Raw genomic sequence first — 20781 nt, 5'->3', positions numbered from 1 at the left:
AAACTAAAAATAATACTTTTTTTTATGACCTACCAAGGTGTTCTGACAAAAATGGAGAGTGAGTTTCTGGAGCCAATTCAATACTATTTGGTGTTTGAGAATGACTTTATTAATATGAACCAATTATTGGAAAAACAAATAGCTTTAGAGTTTGTTGGTTATCAGTGTTTAAACTGTGGCTTAAACAAGCCCATTTATAGACAAGGCTTCTGTAAAAGTTGTTTTTATGACATTCCACAAGCAGCTGATTGGATTATGCGACCTGAATTGAGCACAGCGCATTTGGATCAAGAAGATCGAGATCTGGAATATGAAAAGAAGGTACAGTTGCAACCCCATATAGTGTATTTGGCAAATTCCAGTAATGTTAAAGTAGGTGTAACCCGGAAAAGTCAGGTGCCCACGCGATGGATAGACCAAGGTGCTCATGAAGCCATTGAGATTGTTGAAGTGCCCAATAGGTATTTGGCAGGGATAACGGAGGTAGCACTTAAAGAGCATGTTAGTGATAAAACCAATTGGCGCACCATGTTAAAGAATGACATACAAGATGAAGATTTGGTAGCATGGCGTGAACGTTTAAAATCTTACATTCCTGAAGAAGCGCATGACTATTACATTGCTAATAATACAGAAACCAATTTGGTTTTTCCTGTTGACAAGTATCCAGAAAAACCTAAAAGCTTAAACTTGGCCAAAGAGAAACAATATTCAGGGAAACTGGTGGGTATTAAAGGGCAGTATTTGATTTTTGACGATGATACGGTTTTTAATATTCGATCTAACGAAGGTCTTGTGATAGGATTGAGTCTATAAAATAAAAAACGCGCTATGTTTAAATAGTGCGTTTTTTAAAATGGCGTAAGTTTAAAAAGACTAAATATCTTCTTGATCTCTTAAGCTTTGTATATATGATGCTTTTTGAATTTCACGTCTGCGTTTAACAGAAGGTTTAGTAAAAAACTGTCTTTCTCTCAAATTTTGCATAACCTTGACGTTTCTGTGTTTACGTTTGTAACGTTTTAAAGCTCTTTCGATATTTTCGCCTTCTTTAATCTCTATTTTAATCATAAATTCTGTTTAATTCTTAAATTTTTTATAAGTTACGGTAATTATTTTAATTAAGCGTATCCTTTTCCTTTTTATTCTTATTTAGAATACCTCCCAAAATATTTTTAATGGTTTGTTGGCCGCTGGTTGTGTTGCTTGAAGTTGAATCTTGTGCGCTTGAAGAATCATTGGTGTTTTCTGAATTCCCAGTAATAATACCTCCCAAAATTTCCTTGACTGTTTCTTCCCCTTGATTCAATAATTTTTGTTTTTGTATTTCTACTAATTGATTCATTAAGTTGGAAACACTTGAACTTAAATCCGTTTTCACTTGAGGATTTGTAAAAGATCCTGTCAAGTTAGCAGTAACGGGAATACTAATTTTATTGACTTCTGGGTCGTTTATTTGCCCTATAAGCCTGTTAACGTCACTACCCAAATATTTTGCTGGGACATTAAAAACCACATTGTAGTCCATAGTTTTGTCAAATCCATGGTTTCCAGCGACAGCTATATCAACATCGTCATATTTTAAATAAATTGGTTTCACATTCACACCGCCATCCTCAAAAGTCAAAGAGGTTTTTAAATCCTTTAGATTTAATTTATTAAAGTCAACAAAACTTATTTTGTCTTCTAATGCTTTTAAAACATTACTGTTGTCCGAATTGAATTGGGTAGTCATTAATTCGGCAAATGCATTTCCTGAAACAGTCTGTAAATTGGGTGAAAACGATTCGTTCAGCAGACCTTGTAAGTTGATGGTTGAATTTAATTTACCATTAAATACCTTGGCTATTGGTGCCAAGGCTTGCAATAAATCTAAATCGGTGAACGATTGTGCAATATCAAATCCATCAGCTCCTAAATTTAAATTGAATGAAGGTGTTTTCGCTTGGGTATTAACATCACCAGCAATAGTCATTTTACCATCAAAAATGTTCGAGGTCATATTTTTTAGACTGGCTATTTGATCTTTTATAACAAGTTTACCCGTAACATTTTTTAGATTGAGGTTGTCATAAACCACTGTTTGAACGTTGGCATTAATGGTGCAATCCAAAAAGGCCGGAATTTTCAGTGATTCTCCTTCGGAAGTTGTTTTGTTCGATTCTTTAGAATCGTCATCAGCTACCATAAAATCACTTACCAAAAATTGTTTGGAATTCACATTGAAATTTCCTTGAAGGTTTTTGTCACTCAACAAGAAACCTAATAAATTGGTAATGGTTCCCGTTGCAGAAATATCACTGTTACCTGAAATTGCATTGAATGTATTTAACGATACGGTTCCTGGATTAAAACTCATTTGAGCCGTTTTTATATGAATGGGATTGACAATATCTTCAGAAGAAAACACAAAATCAGAAACACTGGCCGTTCCATTGTTTTTGATTCGATTATAAGCATTGGTTTCAATGGCATTCATATCAAATTCGGTATTCAGTTTAGCTTTTAGGATACCGCTCAATTCCTTTTCAAGTTCAATAGGGTAGGCCTTCGAAATATTGGCAAGATTTAAAGTGCCATCTATATTCGCATTCACCAACATGTTTTCGGTAATATTCTTAAGCGTTGCCGAAGATTTGAATTCATCAGCATCAATCTTAAAATTAAACCTGTCTATGTTTATAAAGGTTTCATCGGGATTACCAGTTGTGTTTTTTAAGTCGGCATCTATTGAAATATTTTCAACGCGTTTTGGTAAATCAGGGTATTTAAATGAGGCATTGTTTGATATCATGCTAATATCCAACTCTGGAATGGTCTCCTCTGAAAGCAGACCCTTAATAATACCATTCACTTTAAAATCACCCTGTGTTTCTACATCGGCAATGCTTTTAGAATAATTAGACGGGATAACAGCCAGAAAGTCCTTAAATGAGGCACCAGGATTTTGAAAGGACAAATCAAATTGCTGGCCATTATCAAGCTGTTGTACAAAACCATTAAATTCCAACAAAAGATCATTGATATACCCTTTGTTTTCTTTAAATGTGTATTTGTTATTCACTAAATCTAAATCAATTAGCGCATCTAGTTTTAAGGTGTTGTTGTTTAAGTAATTGGTGCTGTCTATGGTTAAACTCAAGCGCGCATCAGTTTTAGTGTCCAATTCTGAGATATCACCCGAGAAAGTCCCTTTCCCAATATGGTTGAACTCTGTTATGTAAAATGTGGTATTGTTAGTCTCATCAATATAGGTAAGCGCACTGTTTTCAATACGATAGTCTTGAACATCAAATGTAAAGCCACTCGAGTCAGAAAGATCTTGATCATTGTTTTGGGATGGCTTTAAAATGTCATAATTAACATCGCCTAGTTTATTGGTTTTAAGTGTTAAAAGGGTTTCATCAATATAAATTTTGTTGATAATCAAAGCCTCATCTTCGGAAGTCTTAAAAACTTCAGCAATAGGCAAGGTTAATGAAATGGATTTGGATGTTGCCAAAGTTTCACCTTCAAAGGGTTTGTAATTAGTTATAGCTAGGTCATTAATGTCAACCTGAGCATTAGGGAAACTTTTAATTAAGCTTAAGTTTGCCGAACTAAAAGATACCTTGGCATTTAGGTTTTCGTCGGCATAACGCTGTACAATGGTTTCTATTTGAGATTGCAATACAAAAGGTATAGCGAATAAAATTAGTAAGAAGATAAGTAAAGTAATTCCAATAATTTTGAATACTTTTTTCATAAAATGTGATTAAGTGTTTAGCTATCAGTATATACGTACAGAATAACCTAAAGGTTGCCTGAAACCAAAACTTTAATAAAACTTTAGTAATTACTGCAAAGGGATTTCATCATTTATTTTCAGCTTAAATCGCCTTCTGAACAGAAAAACACCTAGATATAGAAATGGTGTGTCCAGTATGGCAATCAAGACCTTAAATAAAAATCCAGCTATCAATAAACCCAGAAATTTATCCCATTCAATAATATGGAATGAGCACAGCAGCAATAAAATGGTACAGGTATCCACAAACTGGGAGAAAAAGGTTGAAAAATTATTCCGTAACCACAGATGTTTGCCTTTCGTCAGGCGTTTCCAAAAATGATAGATTTGAATATCCACAAACTGTGCAAATAAGTAAGCTAGCATGCTGGCCAACACGGCAATAGCCGTACTGCCAAAAACAGTTGTAAATAAATCATCTGTTACTGGGGACCATGGTGTAGCCGGAACAGCATTGGCTGTATACACAATAAGCATGGAGAAAAATGATGCAAAAATCCCCGTAACCACCACTTGATTGGCGGCTTTTTTGCCATAAATCTCACTGATTAAGTCTGTTATTAAAAAGGTAATGGGATAGGGCAGAATACCCACCGAAATTTCAAATAACTTGGTCCCGAAAATCTCAACATCTATAGGATACCAATAAAAAAACTTTTGAAAGATGAGATTGGAAACTACCAACGAGGTAATAAATAGTGCTGCCAGAAGTAAATAAATACGATGGGCTAGTAATCGGTCTTTTAAAGTCATTTAAAATTGTGGATAAATAGGCTTTGTAAATATAAACTATTAAATTTTCTTTTAGTTATTTTGGCATGCGCTATGAGTCAACAAAATGCTGTTTATATATCTCTGGGAAGTAATCAAGGTGACCGATTACAAAACTTGCAATTGGCAGTTGATGCCATTTTTAAGCAAGTTGGCAATGTAAAGCTGATAGCTAAAGTCTACAATACACCGGCTTTAGGATTTAAAGGTCCTGATTTCCTGAATACCTGTTTGATGCTTTTAACTGATTTATCGGCCCAAGAGGTTTTGGAAGGCCTTTTAAAAATCGAATCGCAAATGGGTCGTGAGCGTACCCAATCAGGTGGCTATGAATCGCGAATCATTGACTTAGATATTTTATTGTTTAATGATGAGATTATTCATACTAAAGAACTCACTATTCCGCATCCACAAATTCCAAATCGTCGGTTTGTATTACAGCCACTCTATGAAATTGCTCCAAAACAGGAACATCCTGTATTGAAAGTACCTATTTTAGAATTGCTTAATAACTGTAATGATGACAGCGTTTTGGAACCGATTAATATTTGGTTGAAGAACCCAAGCAAGCAATATGGTTTGTCGCAATTTAATTATATAGCCATTGAAGGTAATATTGGTGCCGGTAAAACTAGTTTGGCTACCAAAATCTCAATTGATTACAATGCCAAACTCATTTTGGAACGATTTGCCGACAATCCGTTTTTGCCGAAGTTTTATGAAGATGCGAAGCGCTATGCCTTTACTTTGGAAATGAGTTTTCTGGCGGATCGATACCAACAAATTTCTGACGATTTATCGCAATTGGATTTGTTTAAGGATTTTATTGTAAGCGATTATGACATCTATAAATCTTTAATTTTCTCAAAAATCACTTTGCCTGAAGACGAGTTCAGATTGTACCGACGCTTGTTTTACCTAATGTACAAAGATATTGCCAAACCCGAATTATACGTGTATCTCTATCAGAATACAGAGCGTTTACAGGAAAATATCAAAAAACGCGGTCGCGATTATGAGCAGAATATCGACAATGACTATCTGGATAAAATCAATGCTGGATATCTCGAGTTCCTAAAGAATCAAACAGATTTGAATGTCAAAACCATTGATATTTCCGATCGGGATTTTGTAAAAAACCGTGAAGACTACCTGTGGATTTTAAACGAAATTAATAATGGAATATAGGTTCGTTACCCAAAACGATATCTTGGTTGTTGGCATGAAAGCCCAAGTAACGTTACAGACTATGTCTATGGAAATAGGTAAATTGGCAAGACAGTTTATGCCTAGAAGACATGAGATTGTAGGCAGAGTAGGGACACATAGTTTTTCTATTCAAGATTATGCTGACCAGGATTTTAATAAGATAACACCACAAACCACCTTTTATAAATGGGTAGCTGTTGAAGTTGAAAATCATAACCACGTTCCTGAAGGCATGCTGCCCTTCATTTTAAAAGGAGGCGACTTTTTAGTGGTTGACTATAAGGGGAGCTTGGCCGATTTCCCAAAGCTCTGGCAAATCACTTTAACTGATTGGTTGCCAAATTCTAAATACGAATTAGACAACAGACCACATTTTGAAAAGTTACCTGAAAGCTACAATCCGAAAAACTTGATTAATGAAGAACAGGTTTGGGTGCCTGTGAGATTAAATTGAATTTTAATGTATAATTGAATCCAATGCTGTTCCGTTATCATAATTAACGGTTTTGATTAGATTTCCTTTATCATTATAATATTTTATTTTTCCATTAAAAAAACCATGGTTAGCAACTCCTTCAAGTTGTTTTTTACCAGAATCATAATAAGCTGTAAACTCTCCATGATGTTTACCATTCCATTTAATGGATTTCTCTTTTAGATGACCATTTTCATAGTATAAAGTTATATTTGATTTTTTACCATCAAACGTTGCTTCGTAGTTTGTTTTCTTATTTGGATAATATTTAATTTCATAACCGCTAGTATTCATAGAAATTGTGTCCAAATTGAAAAACTGTAGGAGTTTCAACTGTCCATTCTCATAAAAACTTTTGCACGTGTCAATGAGTTTGCCATTCCAATAAGTTCTGTCCGACTCAATATTTCCATTTTGATAATATTTTGTCATTGAACCATGAAATTCACCATTTTTAAGAAAGTTTTTCTCTTTTAGATGACCGTTTTCATAGTAATGTAGAGATTCACCATTATGAATACCATTTATAATGTTTACTGATCCTTCAAGGTTCCCGTTTTCCCAATAATCTTCTCTCATCCCCATCAAAGTATCATTGACATAATGAACTATTTGCTTAAGAGATCCGTCTTTTCTATAGAATTTCCACCTTCCTTGAGACATGTTATTTTCAATTAGTCCTTCAGATTGAATTATTCCAAGATTAGAGTGATATTGATTGTAATATCCATTTTCATAAAACTCGCTTTTTATTGAATTAGAACGGTATGTTGTTGTTCTCATTAACTTATCCTTTTTGTTGTAGAATTTTATTATTCGGTTAGGAAAACTGTCAATGACTTCTAATTCTGCATATCTGCTCCCATTGGGGAAGAAGTATGTTGAGTGAGATTTTGGTAATTCCATATCTAATTCTGGATCGATTTTTAGCCACTTTCCATTTTTTCCATTTTCTTGATAGAAAACGTAATTTTCATTTCTATAGCTCTCATTCGAAATATCATCTTTACAAGAAGAAAGAAACAGTAAAGCTATAAGTAAGTACTTTGTTTTCAAATAAACTAGAAGATTTAATAGTCTTAACGTAAAAAACGAAGTTAGTTTTTTTAATAGTTAGAACCAAGCCAATCTAATAAACCGTAAACAATGTGGTCATAATTCGTCCCTTTTTATTGTCTAATATAACCTCGTTAAACACTTGTTGGTTTTCGACTTTAAAATTAAAAGGCGGTTGCATTATATCAACACCACTGTTGTTTTTCAATCTGATGCCTTGCCCAGAAATGATATCTTGGTTTGGAATAAAGTCACCCATGGGGAGGTGTTCGGTTAGAATAATGTATCGGTAAGTCGTTAACTTATTAAGAATATCTTGTATTTCTGAATTGGATAAATGTTGTAACACTTGGCGTATAATGATGCAATCTGCTTGAGGGAGTTCGTCTTTAGAAATATCGAGACAGACAAAATTTATATGGTCATTCTGATACAGCTTTTGGTTTCTTTCAATGAGTCCTTCAACAATATCCACACCCACATAACTTTTGGTATAAGGTGTCAATAGGTTGCCAATGTTAAAATCACCACAACCTAAATCACAAACCGTTAAAGGATTTTCATGGCTTTGTAGAAACGCTCTGACACTATCTATATAAGGTTTGACTATATGTGCCCTGTGTGAACCTTCTCCTGAATAAAAATCATACTCCTTACCACCCCACAGATGCTGGTCATAGATTTGCTCCATAACCGCTTTGGTTGGCCAGGGTTTTTTAGATTTTTTTATCACAGTGATTGAATCTTGCTAAACACATCCCACACCACGACACCACAACTCACAGATATATTTAAGGAATGCTTGGTGCCAAACTGAGGGATCTCTAGAACAACATCACTATTAGAAACCACATCTTGCTGGACACCCTTGACCTCATTGCCGAATACCATAGCGTATTTTTGGTCAGGTTTGGGCATAAAGTCATTCAGCATGGTAGCATTTTCGGCTTGTTCAATGGAACAAACGATTATATTTTCAGCTTGAAGTATTTTGACTAATTCCATGGTGTTTTCAACATATTCCCAAGCAACTGTTTCGGTACTACCCAAGGCGGTTTTATGAATATCTTTATGTGGTGGTTTGGCCGTAATGCCACAGAGGTAAATTTTTTCAATTAAAAAAGCATCGCTAGTTCTAAACACCGATCCAATGTTGTTTAAACTCCGGATATTGTCCAAAACAATAATTAAAGGCGTCTTTTCGGTGTTTTTAAACTCATCAACACTCAATCGGTCCAGCTCGCTATTTTTTAATTTACGCATGTTAATTTCTTATGATAATTGTAGATAACTTATAAGTTTCAGGTTTTAAAAACCTTAAATTAATAAGTACTTTAGCAATCCTACATTTTATGCAAAAGTAACATATAAAAATCAGTTAAACATTGGCTAAAAAAGTTAAGAAGGAAACACCGTTAATGAAGCAGTACAATGCCATTAAGGCTAAGTATCCAGATGCTCTGCTGTTGTTTCGTGTAGGCGATTTTTATGAGACTTTTGGCGAAGATGCAGTTCGTACAGCCAAAATATTGGATATTATCCTCACCAAACGTGGCGCTGGCAGTGAGAGCGAAACCGAACTAGCAGGTTTTCCACACCATTCCTTAAACACGTATTTACCTAAATTAGTTAAAGCCGGTGAACGCGTGGCTATTTGTGATCAGTTGGAAGATCCCAAACAAACCAAAACCATTGTAAAACGTGGAGTAACCGAATTGGTGACTCCTGGAGTCGCTTTGAATGATGAGGTGCTGAAATCAAAGTCCAATAATTTTTTATGTTCGGTTTATTTTGGTAAAAACTTTAATGGGATTTCTTTTTTGGATATCTCTACTGGTGAATTTCTCACCTCCCAAGGAAATGCTGAATATATTGATAAATTACTTCAGAATTTTAGCCCAAGTGAAATATTGGTTTCCAAGCAAAAAAGAATGCATTTCAATGAAACCTTCGGTCAGGATTTTCACACCTTTTATTTAGAAGATTGGGTTTATCAAACTGATTATGCCCATGAAACTCTAATCAAGCATTTCAATACCAAAACATTAAAAGGGTATGGTATTGAAGATTTATATGAAGGTATTATTGCTTCCGGAGCTATTCTTCATTATCTAGGCGAAACACAACATCACAAGTTGCAACATATCACATCCATTAGTCGCATAGCTGAAGATGATTATGTGTGGATGGATAAGTTTACCATTCGGAATTTAGAGCTTTATCATTCTACCAATAACAATGCGGTAACCTTGCTGAATGTTATTGATAAAACTATTTCGCCCATGGGTGGGCGCATGCTCAAACGCTGGTTGGCATTGCCATTAAAAGATGTCAAGAAAATTAAACAGCGTCATGAGGTAGTTGACTATTTAAGGAAGAATAAGTATATTCTTCAAAAAATCCAAAACCACATCAAGCACATTGGTGATCTGGAGCGTTTGATTTCCAAGATTGCAACTGCGAAGGTGAACCCCAGAGAAGTTATTCAACTTAAAAACTCTTTGGAAGCCATAGTTCCCATTAAGGCTTTGGCTTCAAATACCGATAATGAAGCGCTCAATATTATAGGTGGCACCTTGCAAAGTTGCGATTTACTGCGTGAAAAAATAAAAGAGACTTTAAATGAAGATGCTCCTGTGAATGTGTTAAAAGGGCATACTATTGCTGATGGTTTTTCAATAGAGTTGGATGAACTGCGGGTTTTGTCTACTTCAGGAAAAGACTATTTAGATCAAATGCTGGAGCGAGAAAGCGAGCGAACCGGTATTACGTCTTTAAAGATAGCTTCCAATAATGTATTTGGTTATTATATTGAAGTTCGTAACACGCATAAGGATAAAGTGCCTCAAGAATGGATTCGTAAGCAAACATTGGTCAATGCCGAACGCTATATTACGGAAGAGCTTAAAGAATATGAAGCCAAAATATTAGGGGCAGAAGAACGTATTCTGGCTATTGAACAACAATTGTTTTCGGAATTGATTCAATGGATGACTCAATATATCAAACCTGTACAACAGAATGCGCATTTAATTGGTCAAATGGATTGTTTGTGTGGCTTTGCACAATTGGCCAATGATAATAATTATACCTATCCAACAATTGACGATTCGTTTGATTTAGATATCAAAGATGGTCGTCATCCTGTAATCGAAAAGCAGTTGCCACCAAGTGAGGCTTATATTGCCAATGATGTCTATTTAGACCGTGAAAAACAGCAAATGATTATGATTACAGGGCCTAACATGTCTGGTAAATCGGCTATTTTACGTCAAACAGCACTTATTGTATTATTAGCGCAAACAGGTAGTTTTGTGCCTGCTAAATCAGCAAGAATTGGACTCGTTGATAAAATTTTTACTCGTGTAGGAGCCAGTGATAATATTTCTATGGGCGAATCGACCTTTATGGTGGAGATGAATGAAACGGCATCTATTCTAAATAATATTTCAGAGCGTAGCCTGGTCTTGCTTGATGAAATTGGTCGTGGTACCAGTACTTACGATGGTATTTCCATAGCTTGGGCCATAAGTGAGTATTTACATGAGCATCCAGCGAAAGCTAAAACCTTATTTGCAACCCATTATCACGAGCTTAATGAAATGACTGAAACGTTTGAGCGAATCAAAAATTTTAATGTTTCGGTTAAAGAATTGAAAGATAACGTGCTTTTTTTGCGTAAGCTTGTGGAAGGTGGTAGTGAACATAGTTTTGGTATTCACGTGGCTAAAATGGCTGGTATGCCACAACAGGTAATTCATCGCGCAAATAAGATATTAAGGAAATTAGAAAAATCGCATTCCAGTGAGGAGTTAACGGATAAGGTGAAATCCTTAAAAGATGATGAGATGCAATTGAGTTTCTTTAATTTAGACGACCCACTATTGGAGAACATCAAAGAAGAGATCCTCCATATTGATATCAATACCCTGACTCCTGTGGAAGCACTCATGAAACTCAATGAGATAAAACGCATGTTAGTCAAGAAAAAACATGCCTAAAATAAAATCCATTATTTTTTTAAAAAGGCTTTGCATTTCCTAGAAATATTTTAAATTTGCATCCGCAATCGCAAGATTGTATGTTCATTTAAATTGCGAAAGTAGCTCAGGGGTAGAGCATCACCTTGCCAAGGTGAGGGTCGCGGGTTCAAATCCCGTCTTTCGCTCTGAAAACTTTCTTGAAAAATAAGTCGAGATGCTGAAGTGGTGGAATTGGTAGACACGTTGGACTTAAAATCCAATGGCCATTATGGCCGTGCGGGTTCAAGTCCCGCCTTCAGTACTGAAAAAAAGCCGAAACTAATGTTTCGGCTTTTTTGTTTTCATTACATAATGTATCCAAATAAAAAATGCCCTCATGTTGGAGGGCATTTTTTATTTCAAAAGATTCACTGATTAGTGACCTCCTGTAACTTCTTTAGCTTTTTCGTCTACTTTGTCAGCAGCATCATCAACAGTTTCTTCAACAGCATCAGCAGCGTTATCAATAGCTTCGCCAGTAGCATCAACAGCATCGTCAATAGCTTCACCAGCGTCTTCTACAGCTTCTTCAACTGCATCACCAGCATCTTCCATTGTTTCTTCAGTAGCATCAACAGCATTTTCTACAGCTTCCTCTGCAGAATCAGCTTTTTTCTCATCTCTACAAGATGTAAAAGAAATACTTAAGGCTAATAAGAAAGCAACACTTAATAATAATTTTTTCATTAGTTTAAAGTTTTAGTGTTAATTAATAGTGCGAATTTAATAACTAATTCTGAATGTTAATTATTTTTTTTAACATTTTTTAACATTGTTATCAACGGCACTTTTAGGACTATATACGAAGGTGGTCTATAATTTGGATTACGGCACCAGTATTTTTTTTGATAAAATTGAAATTTTTTCTTCCGGAATTTTCGCGAAAGGTTTCATTGTCAGCTAACTTATTCATTATCAGAATAAAGGAGTTGGCGTCCTTAACCGGGAACATACCACCAATTTCAATCATGTTTTTAGCTTCAGGGTACTTATCGTAGTGGGTTCCAATAATAATTGGAATACCAAATACGGCTGGTTCAAGAGTATTGTGTAAACCAGTTGAGCCTATAGCACCACCTACATAGGCAATATCAGCATAGCTATAAATTTTGGAGAGTAGTCCGATGGTGTCAACTATTAAAACAGAATATTCGGTAAGGTTTTGCCCTTCTTTTTCAGAGTATAGTATGGTTTTTTTAGAGAGATGCTGTCGTAGTTTTTGTATTTGACCAGTTTTGATATTATGAGGTGCAATTATAAATTTTAGATTTTCAGGAGCATTATTGATATAGTCAATTAAAACATTTTCGTCTTCAGGCCATGTACTTCCTGCAACAAGACATAAAGAATCATTTTTGAAAGTTTTAATGAAATCTAATTCATTGTCTTGGCTCAATTGACTGTAAACACGGTCAAAACGGGTGTCTCCAGAAATAGTTGTATTATGATAACCAATTTGCTCCAATAACTCCTTCGATTTCAGATCTTGAGTGAAAATATGTTCAAACGCAAAAAGTTTGTTTCTCATATAGCCACCATAAAACTTGAAATAGGATTGATTTTCTCGAAATAAAGCCGAAATCAATATGGCTTTATGGCCTCGTTTTTTAAGTTTCTTTAAGTAGTTTGGCCAAATGTCATATTTTACAAAAATGGTTAAATCAGGATTGACCAACTTCAAAAAACGATTGGCATTAATTGACGTATCTATCGGAAGATAGCATACAACGTCAGCCACAGTTGTGTTTTTTCTAACTTCATAACCCGAAGGAGAGAAAAAAGTGAGTACGATCTTGTGATTTGGATACTGTTTTCTGACTTCCTGAAATACAGGCAGTCCCTGCTCGAATTCTCCCAAAGAAGCACAATGGAACCACAAACATTTGTCTGTTTCTTGGATGCTTTTTTTTAAAATCTGGAATGTTTCTGATCGACCACCAACGCCTAATTTTATTTTATGATTGAATAAGGCAATCACCTGGAGGCCAAGTTGCGCTAATAGAATTCCAATATTGTATAAAATACCCAATGTCTGTACTTTGTTGCTAAAATACATTTCTTTAAAATAACATCCCGATTAAAATTAATATTATTAGCGAATCATTCATTGGTTTGCAAGGGTGAATTTTGTAATTTCGTAACGTATGAAAAAAATTCAAATGGTTGACCTAAAGGGTCAATATGCCGCAATAAAAAACGTTGTCGACCCTGCAATCCAGGAAGTTATTGAGACAACTGCATTTATAAATGGGCCAAAGGTCCATGAGTTTCAAAAGAATCTTGAAAATTATTTAGGCGTAAAACACGTCATTCCTTGTGCCAATGGCACGGATGCATTACAGATTGCCATGATGGGACTTGGATTGAAGCCTGGTGATGAAGTCATTACGGCCGATTTTACGTTTGCAGCGACTGTTGAGGTGATTGCTTTGTTGCAGTTAACACCTGTTTTAGTTGATGTCAATCCAGACGACTTTAACATTAGTGTTGAAGCAATCAAAAATGCCATTACACCTAAAACAAAAGCCATTGTTCCCGTTCATTTATTTGGTCAAGCAGCTGATATGGAAGCTATCATGGATATAGCTAATGAGCATAATTTATATGTAATTGAAGATAATGCGCAAGGTATTGGAGCAAATTACACATTCAGCAATGGTAAAAAAGCCAAAACAGGAACTATTGGTCATGTAGCATCAACCTCGTTTTTTCCATCTAAAAACTTGGGTTGTTATGGTGATGGTGGCGCTATTTTTACCAACGACGATGATTTAGCCCATATAATCAGGGGAATTGTAAACCACGGAATGTATGAGCGGTATCACCATGACGTTGTAGGAGTGAACTCCCGTTTAGATTCTATCCAGGCGGTTGTTTTAGATGCAAAATTACCGCATTTGGATGCCTACAATAAAGCACGCCAAAAGGCCGCGTCAAAATATGATAAAGCTTTTCAAAATCATCCCAAAATTGAAACACCTTTCAGAAAAAGCAATGGCTGTTCAGGAAACTGCGATACTTGTGATTGCCATGTTTTTCATCAATATACCCTTAAGTTAAGTGGGGTTGATCGTGACGGCTTGGTTAAGTTTTTAAATACCAACGATATTCCGTGTGGTGTTTATTATCCAATACCACTACACAAACAGAAAGCCTACCTTGATGAGCGTTACAATGAAGCTGATTTTACAGTAACCAACCAGCTTGTTAAAGAAGTGATTTCTTTGCCTATGCATACCGAGCTGGATGATGAACAAATTGATTTTATTACTTCAAAAGTTTTAGAATTCGTTAATGGATAAAATACTGGTCACAGGAGGTTTAGGTTTTATTGGTTCACATACAGTTGTCGAATTACAAAATGAAGGTTTCGAAGTCGTTGTTATTGATGATTTATCCAATTCATCCATTGATGTGTTGCATGGTATAACTTCCATAACAGGCAAAACGCCAATTTTCGAGAAACTGGATTTAAAGGATAAGTCAAAACTTCAGAAATTTTTTAAAGAACATCAAGACATTAAAGGTGTTATTCATTTTGCCGCAAGTAAAGCAGTAGGCGAAAGTGTACAGAAACCGCTAATGTATTATGAAAATAATATTAATACCTTGGTTTATGTCCTTCAGGAGGTATCTCTTTTATCTGAAGCAAATGTTATTTTTAGCTCATCTTGTACGGTTTACGGTCAAGCTGATGTGATGCCAATAACCGAAGATGCTCCGGTAAAACCTGCGGAATCGCCTTATGGAAATACCAAACAGATAGGTGAGGAAATTATTCGTGATACCTGTAATGTTGTACAATCTTTAAAAGCTATTTCCTTACGGTATTTCAATCCAATCGGTGCGCACCCAAGTGCTAATATAGGCGAGTTGCCCATTGGTGTTCCCCAAAATTTAGTGCCGTTTATTACCCAAACTGCGGTTGGATTGCGTGATTGTCTTTCTGTTTTTGGAGCTGATTATCCCACGGCAGACGGTACTTGTATTAGGGATTATATTCATGTAGTGGATTTAGCGAAAGCCCACGTGGTCGCTTTACAACGATTGCTAAATGGTCAGAATAAAAGTAATTTTGAAACCTTTAATGTGGGGACAGGAGTAGGGAGTTCCGTTTTAGAAGTTATTCAATCTTTTGAACGTGTTACAGGATTGTCCTTAAATTATAAAATAGCCCCAAGACGTGAAGGGGACGTAACCCAAGCTTATGCCGATACCACTAAAGCCAATCTGGAATTGGGATGGCAAGCCAAATCTACTTTAGATGATGCCATGAAATCTGCTTGGTTGTGGGAAAAGCACATTAGAAACTTATAAAACCACCATAATGAAAAATCTCATTTATTGTTTCGCCCTATTGTTTACGACACTAATAATAGGCCAGAACACCTATTTGCACTGTGGTAAAATTTTGGATACTAAAAATGGCAAAATTTTAGAAACTAAAACCATTATTGTTTCAGGTGATAAAATTTTGGCGATTGAAAATGGGTATAAGCAACCTGACTCCCCTGAAGATGATGAAGTCATAGATCTCAAAGATAAAACGGTTATGCCAGGTTTTATAGATATGCATGTACATTTGGAAATGGAAACAAATCCGCAAGAATATTTAGAAGGATTTACCCTCAATGATGCCGATGTTGCCTATAATACCATTGAATTTGCCAAACGGACATTGATGGCTGGTTTTACAACTGTAAGGGATTTAGGAGGTAGTGGAATCAATGTGTCCTTACGTAATGCCATAAATTCAGGAAAAGTTGAAGGACCTAGAATTTTCACTGCTGAAAAAGCTTTGGCTACAACAGGTGGTCATGCTGACCCAACCAATGGTGTAAAAGATGAATTGCAAGGTGACCCAGGTCCAAAAGATGGTGTTGTAAATAGTATAGACGATGCCAAAAAAGCAGTTAGACAACGCTATAAAAATGGTGCCGATTTAATAAAAATAACAGCTACTGGAGGTGTTTTGAGTGTGGCTAAAAGTGGACAAAACCCACAATTTACACTCGAAGAAATTAAAGCCATTTGCCAGACAGCAAAAGATTATGGATTCCACGTTGCTGCTCATGCACATGGAGATGAAGGGATGCAGCGTGCTGTATTAGGTGGTGTCAAAACCATTGAACACGGCACCCTAATGAGTGCTGAAACTATGCAATTAATGATAGAACATGATGCGTATTTAGTACCAACTATTACGGCTGGAAAATCGGTTACTGAAAAAGCTAAAATTCCAGGTTATTACCCAGATGTGGTTGTAGGAAAGGCGTTGGATATTGGTCCCAAAATTCAGGACACATTTGGGAAAGCTTATAAAAAAGGGGTTGGAATTGCTTTTGGAACAGACGCTGGAGTTTTTTTACATGGCGAAAATGCCAAAGAGTTTGGTTATATGGTAGAGGCTGGTATGCCTGAAATGAAAGCTTTGCAAAGTGCAACCATTACCAATGCCAAAATATTGAATATGGAAACGGAAATAGGGCAATTAAAACCTGGTTTTACTGCAGACATCATTGCCACCAATGACAACCCAGTTGAAAATATCAAAACAACTGAAAATGTCGTATTTGTAATGAAATCAGGTAAAATCTATAAAAAATAGTTTTTAAAACTGTTAACAATTTCAAGGAATTATTAGAAATTTCTTAATTATACCTTGATATCATTATGGTATTCATATTAATCAATTGATTAACAAAGGTTTAATATTGTTTTTTTGGATTAGCGTCATATCCTTTGTTACTTTGTACCAAATGATAAATGATATGATGAAATTGATTACAGTAAAACGCGAGACCCAAACCGAAAAGCGATTCACACCTAAAATGGGTGAACTACTAACCAAAGTAACCTATATTAAAAAGCAATTTTTAAGTATTCCTTTTAAGACGGTTCATAAGTACCGAGAGACTTATTATGGAGAAGTCAAAGATTGTGAAGCCTGCGAATTAGCAAGATAAAATATAAAAAGCCTCAAATTAGTTTGAGGCTTTTTCTTTTTTTGTATTTGTGAAACTACTGTAAAGTAGTAATCCCATACCTAGCATAACGGACATATCGGCTACATTAAAAATACCGGTTTTAAAAACACCGCCTAAATCAATATGGAAAAAATCGGTTACTGAGCCATAAACAATTCTATCATACACATTGGCAATGCCACCGCCTATTATACAGCAAAATCCGATTAAGGAAAAGCGATCCAACGATTTGTTTTTAATGATATAGTAGAGTACATAGCCAAGAACACCAATTGGCAACAATAATAGAAGAATTATCTTCAAAGGGTCACTTAAATCACTCCCCATTCCTAAAAACGCACCTGTGTTTTCAACATTGTGAAGCGTAAAGTAATCACCAATTATAGGTGTTTCGCTTTTAGGCGTTACATGAGTCCTAACAATAATTTTGGAGATTTGATCAATGGCAATATTGAAAACAATCAACAGTACAATAAAAGCCGTTCGTGATAATTTCATTAGGCGTTGGTTTCAAATGCTGCAGAAGCTGTTTGAGCATCTCTGTTTATTTTCTTTACCAATCCTTGTAATACATTACCTGGTCCAACTTCCGTAAATAATGTGGCGCCATCTGCAATCATGTGTTGTACAGATTGAGTCCATTTTACCGGAGCAGTTAATTGAGAAATTAAGTTTGCTTTAATGGTGTTTTCATCCATCACAGCAGTCGTAGATACATTTTGGTAAATGGGACAAATAGGCTTGCTAAATGCTGTATTTTCAATAGCCGAGGCCAATTCTTCGCGAGCTGGTTCCATAAGTGGCGAATGAAATGCACCACCCACTGGTAATACTAATGCCCGACGCGCACCTTCTTCTTTAAGTGTTTCACAAGCTTTGTTAATAGCATCAACTTCACCAGAAATCACCAATTGTCCTGGACAATTATAATTGGCAGCCACAACAATACCATCTGTCTTGGCACAAACTTTTTCAACGATATCATCATCCAACCCTAATACAGCAGCCATGGTACTTGGTTTTAATTCACAGGCTTTTTGCATGGCCATAGCACGTTGAGAAACCAATCTCAATCCATCTTCAAAATTTAAGGTGCCATTGGCAACCAATGCAGAAAATTCGCCTAATGAATGACCAGCAACCATATCAGGTTTAAAACTATCTCCCAATGTTTTGGCTAAAATAACAGAGTGTAAAAATATAGCAGGTTGCGTAACCTTGGTCTGTTTTAAATCATCTGCCGATCCCTCAAACATGGTGTCGGTAATAGAAAATCCTAAAATTTCATTGGCTCGCTCAAACAATTCTTGAGCTAATGATGAGTTTTCATAAAGATCTAATCCCATTCCCGTAAATTGGGCACCTTGACCAGGAAATATATATGCGTTCATAAATTTCAATTTTTGTTTGGTGCAAAAATAGGAATTATATCTTTAAAAGAATTCTGTAATTACTGGTGAAGATCAAACTATCAAAAGTTTGATAAAAACTGATGGATAGCTTCAAAATAACCTTCAGGTTGTTCCACCCAGCCATAATGCACACAGGCATCCAAAAAGACCAATTCAGAGTTTGCGAGTAATTTATGAGTTTCTTTGGCAATAGTGTCACCCATGACATCTTGCTTACCTTGAATAATTAAAACAGGATTTGTAAAATTACTATAGGCATCACGACAATTAAATGCAATAGCACGCATATTTTGCCAAATTAAACTATTAATTGCTGAATTACCTTGTGTTAAACGTTCTGCAATGACAGGTACATATTTTCGATCATATACATAAGCCGGAGCTAAATATTTACCGCGATTATAACGAGCCAAATACGTGGTGTCACCTTGGTTAATTTGTTGATTCCAATAATTAAGTGAATCGCGTTCAGTTTCAGTTAACCTAGATTGTAAATTTAAACTTCGTGTGATGCTTAGATCAAATCCACCAGATCCGGATAAAATTAATCCGCGAATACGTTCAGGGTGTTTTTGGAGATAATAGGAGGCTAGCATACCTCCAAAAGAATGACCCAAAACCACCCAATTTTCAAAGCCAAAATACTGTCTAATGATTTCAATATCGGAAATCATCAAGTCCATAGTCATGGTTTCAGGGTTAATATTTGACATGGTAGATTGACCAGTACCTCGTTGGTCATATAAAATGGCGAAATGGGTTTTGCCCAATTCTTCAGCCAATGAAACAAAGCCACTGCTGTTCATACCTGGGCCGCCATTTATAATCAGTATGGGTTGACCCTTACCGAAGGCAGTAACGTGTAAATTACCATTTTCAAATGGAATGTCGATGTGGGACTGGGTAAATCCTAATAAGGGTATAATGAATAGAAACTTAAGCCATTTAACCATAAGATTATTGTGATTGTTCTTCCAATAGTCTATTTCTTCGCTGTCTGTTTTTTAAGATGTTTAGATATCGTAAACCATTTTTGTCCTCATAATCGGTGTAGGCCTTCGAAGCCCAACTCATGGCCGCTTCTAAATCACCATTAATTTCATTGATGATTGCCATATTATAACAAGCACGTCCAGCTATTTTGCCCTTGGGATTATTGAGTTCTTGTTCCCATAATTCGGCTGCACCGTCCCAATCACCCGTTTGCGCACGACGTTTTCCAATTTCAAAGTTGTTGGTACCCTTCACATAGTATTGTCTGGTTACTCGAATTTTAAAGGGATAAGTTCTATAAACATAATCTTCACCAATTATACTACTGGCTTGTAAGAGTGACTCTTTACGTCCCACAATAGCCTCAATAGCCTTGGTAGGATTAATGCCTTTTCCAACAGAGGTTATCCACCGATCCAATGTAATTTCATCACGAATCACTTTATTGACATTATCATAAATTCTAAAACCAGCTTTTATATGGGTTGATATGGTCGCTTCATGCTCAATCATAGGGATTTTAACACCAAAGGCATTAAGCTGTTCCACGGTTCTGGTTTTATAAGAAACTTTGGCATCTGTATCATAAAAAGACAAGGCCACAATGGCATCTAAATTATTTTCTTTGCACAGTGATTCTACAGTTTCCCAAGGCAGGGAGCTTGGGAAAATACCAAGGCCTGGATTTTCAATTTTTTCAGATTCAATTAATTGAATGACTTCATATTGGTTATCTTTCTCAAAGGTATCCTTAATACCTTGTAAAGTTTTGGAGGCGCCTTCAGCATCTAAATTTTTACCTTCAATAGATAATATCTGGTCAATAGCATCAAGAGGTTTGTTTTTGTCTGAAGCCAAACTTCGATTTAAAAGACCAATATTTTTTATGGAAGTTGGTATGTAAACAGGAGCAGGTTCGGTAACACTCATGGTGAGGTTATTCATGGACTGACATGAAAATAATAGCATTATCATTAAAAATGCTATTCCAAGAAAATTAAAACGAAATCGTTTCATAATGTTTAGATTTGGGTTTCTAACAGAGCTAATGTACTAAAATGTAATGAAT

General features: G+C 35.7%; 20 protein-coding genes and 2 tRNA genes. 10 read left to right on the top strand and 12 right to left on the bottom strand.

The window, feature by feature from the left end:
* Positions 1–24: 24 nt before the first annotated feature.
* Positions 25–816, top strand: a complete 792-nt coding sequence (locus ACKXGU_RS06490) for a DUF2797 domain-containing protein (protein WP_463467239.1) — start codon at positions 25–27, stop codon at positions 814–816.
* A gap of 60 nt (positions 817–876) precedes the next feature.
* On the opposite strand, the gene rpsU is transcribed toward ACKXGU_RS06490, so the two are convergent.
* The 3 genes from rpsU to ACKXGU_RS06475 form a co-directional block, all read right to left on the bottom strand.
* The gene (gene rpsU, locus ACKXGU_RS06485) at positions 877–1071 is read right to left on the bottom strand and encodes a 30S ribosomal protein S21 (protein ID WP_103051659.1); all 195 of its coding nucleotides are present in this window, start codon (positions 1069–1071) and stop codon (positions 877–879) included.
* Between the two features lie 46 nt (positions 1072–1117).
* Positions 1118–3745 (bottom strand): AsmA family protein, encoded by a 2628-nt coding sequence (locus ACKXGU_RS06480; protein ID WP_463467238.1) that lies wholly within the window; start codon positions 3743–3745, stop codon positions 1118–1120.
* Positions 3746–3835: 90 nt separating this feature from the next.
* On the bottom strand, positions 3836–4540 hold the full coding sequence (locus tag ACKXGU_RS06475; protein WP_463467237.1) for a queuosine precursor transporter: 705 nt from the start codon (positions 4538–4540) through the stop codon (positions 3836–3838).
* A gap of 72 nt (positions 4541–4612) precedes the next feature.
* Here ACKXGU_RS06475 and folK point away from each other — a divergent pair, with 72 nt between their 5' ends.
* Positions 4613–5746, top strand: coding sequence for a 2-amino-4-hydroxy-6-hydroxymethyldihydropteridine diphosphokinase (gene folK, locus ACKXGU_RS06470; protein ID WP_463467236.1), 1134 nt, complete (start codon positions 4613–4615; stop codon positions 5744–5746).
* Positions 5736–6221: a GyrI-like domain-containing protein gene (locus ACKXGU_RS06465; protein WP_463467235.1), complete on the top strand. Its 486-nt coding sequence runs from the start codon at positions 5736–5738 to the stop codon at positions 6219–6221. The genes folK and ACKXGU_RS06465 overlap by 11 nt, the downstream gene beginning before the upstream one ends.
* A 3-nt stretch (positions 6222–6224) precedes the next feature.
* Here ACKXGU_RS06465 and ACKXGU_RS06460 read toward each other — a convergent pair whose 3' ends face one another.
* The 3 genes from ACKXGU_RS06460 to ACKXGU_RS06450 all read right to left on the bottom strand — a co-directional run bounded on the left by ACKXGU_RS06460 (position 6225) and on the right by ACKXGU_RS06450 (position 8561).
* A complete protein-coding gene (locus ACKXGU_RS06460) occupies positions 6225–7298 on the bottom strand; it encodes a toxin-antitoxin system YwqK family antitoxin (protein ID WP_463467234.1) in 1074 nt (357 codons plus the stop codon).
* A 73-nt stretch (positions 7299–7371) separates the two neighbouring features.
* The gene (locus tag ACKXGU_RS06455) at positions 7372–7989 is read right to left on the bottom strand and encodes a class I SAM-dependent methyltransferase (RefSeq protein ID WP_463467233.1); all 618 of its coding nucleotides are present in this window, start codon (positions 7987–7989) and stop codon (positions 7372–7374) included.
* Positions 7990–8027: 38 nt separating this feature from the next.
* Complete coding sequence (locus ACKXGU_RS06450) at positions 8028–8561, bottom strand: RNA methyltransferase (protein ID WP_463467232.1); 534 nt, start codon at positions 8559–8561, stop codon at positions 8028–8030.
* Positions 8562–8683: 122 nt separating this feature from the next.
* On the opposite strand from ACKXGU_RS06450, the gene mutS reads away from it, so the two are divergent.
* The 3 genes from mutS to ACKXGU_RS06435 all read left to right on the top strand — a co-directional run bounded on the left by mutS (position 8684) and on the right by ACKXGU_RS06435 (position 11582).
* A complete protein-coding gene (gene mutS, locus ACKXGU_RS06445) occupies positions 8684–11299 on the top strand; it encodes a DNA mismatch repair protein MutS (RefSeq protein WP_463467231.1) in 2616 nt (871 codons plus the stop codon).
* Positions 11300–11394: 95 nt separating this feature from the next.
* A tRNA-Gly gene (locus ACKXGU_RS06440) sits at positions 11395–11466 on the top strand.
* Between the two features lie 31 nt (positions 11467–11497).
* Positions 11498–11582, top strand: a tRNA-Leu gene (locus ACKXGU_RS06435).
* Positions 11583–11695: 113 nt separating this feature from the next.
* Here the strand turns inward: ACKXGU_RS06435 and ACKXGU_RS06430 are convergent.
* A complete protein-coding gene (locus ACKXGU_RS06430) occupies positions 11696–12007 on the bottom strand; it encodes a hypothetical protein (RefSeq protein WP_463467230.1) in 312 nt (103 codons plus the stop codon).
* A gap of 109 nt (positions 12008–12116) precedes the next feature.
* On the bottom strand, positions 12117–13376 hold the full coding sequence (locus tag ACKXGU_RS06425) for a 3-deoxy-D-manno-octulosonic acid transferase (RefSeq protein ID WP_463467229.1): 1260 nt from the start codon (positions 13374–13376) through the stop codon (positions 12117–12119).
* Positions 13377–13464: 88 nt separating this feature from the next.
* Here ACKXGU_RS06425 and ACKXGU_RS06420 point away from each other — a divergent pair, with 88 nt between their 5' ends.
* The 4 genes from ACKXGU_RS06420 to ACKXGU_RS06405 all read left to right on the top strand — a co-directional run bounded on the left by ACKXGU_RS06420 (position 13465) and on the right by ACKXGU_RS06405 (position 17286).
* The gene (locus tag ACKXGU_RS06420; protein WP_463467228.1) at positions 13465–14622 is read left to right on the top strand and encodes a DegT/DnrJ/EryC1/StrS family aminotransferase; all 1158 of its coding nucleotides are present in this window, start codon (positions 13465–13467) and stop codon (positions 14620–14622) included.
* Complete coding sequence (gene galE / locus ACKXGU_RS06415; RefSeq protein ID WP_463467227.1) at positions 14615–15637, top strand: UDP-glucose 4-epimerase GalE; 1023 nt, start codon at positions 14615–14617, stop codon at positions 15635–15637. The genes ACKXGU_RS06420 and galE overlap by 8 nt, the downstream gene beginning before the upstream one ends.
* Before the next feature lie 10 nt (positions 15638–15647).
* Positions 15648–16928 carry a metal-dependent hydrolase family protein gene (locus tag ACKXGU_RS06410; RefSeq protein ID WP_463467226.1) on the top strand — a complete coding sequence of 427 codons (1281 nt, stop codon included), beginning with the start codon at positions 15648–15650 and terminating at the stop codon, positions 16926–16928.
* Between the two features lie 166 nt (positions 16929–17094).
* Entirely contained in the window at positions 17095–17286 is a 192-nt protein-coding gene (locus ACKXGU_RS06405) for a hypothetical protein (RefSeq protein WP_463467409.1), read from the top strand.
* A gap of 18 nt (positions 17287–17304) precedes the next feature.
* On the opposite strand, the gene lspA is transcribed toward ACKXGU_RS06405, so the two are convergent.
* The 4 genes from lspA to ACKXGU_RS06385 all read right to left on the bottom strand — a co-directional run bounded on the left by lspA (position 17305) and on the right by ACKXGU_RS06385 (position 20729).
* Positions 17305–17805 carry a signal peptidase II gene (gene lspA, locus ACKXGU_RS06400; protein WP_463467225.1) on the bottom strand — a complete coding sequence of 167 codons (501 nt, stop codon included), beginning with the start codon at positions 17803–17805 and terminating at the stop codon, positions 17305–17307.
* Complete coding sequence (gene fabD, locus ACKXGU_RS06395; RefSeq protein ID WP_463467224.1) at positions 17805–18698, bottom strand: ACP S-malonyltransferase; 894 nt, start codon at positions 18696–18698, stop codon at positions 17805–17807. Before fabD ends, lspA begins: the two co-directional genes overlap by 1 nt.
* An 80-nt stretch (positions 18699–18778) precedes the next feature.
* On the bottom strand, positions 18779–19672 hold the full coding sequence (locus ACKXGU_RS06390; protein ID WP_463467223.1) for an alpha/beta fold hydrolase: 894 nt from the start codon (positions 19670–19672) through the stop codon (positions 18779–18781).
* Between the two features lie 4 nt (positions 19673–19676).
* Positions 19677–20729 (bottom strand): DUF6340 family protein, encoded by a 1053-nt coding sequence (locus tag ACKXGU_RS06385; protein WP_463467222.1) that lies wholly within the window; start codon positions 20727–20729, stop codon positions 19677–19679.
* Positions 20730–20781: the final 52 nt, after the last annotated feature.

The sequence above is a fragment of the Hanstruepera sp. CR43 genome, assembly GCF_055227665.1.
Note: the sequence above shows the minus strand (reverse complement) of the source record. Positions and strands in the feature narration are given on the sequence as shown.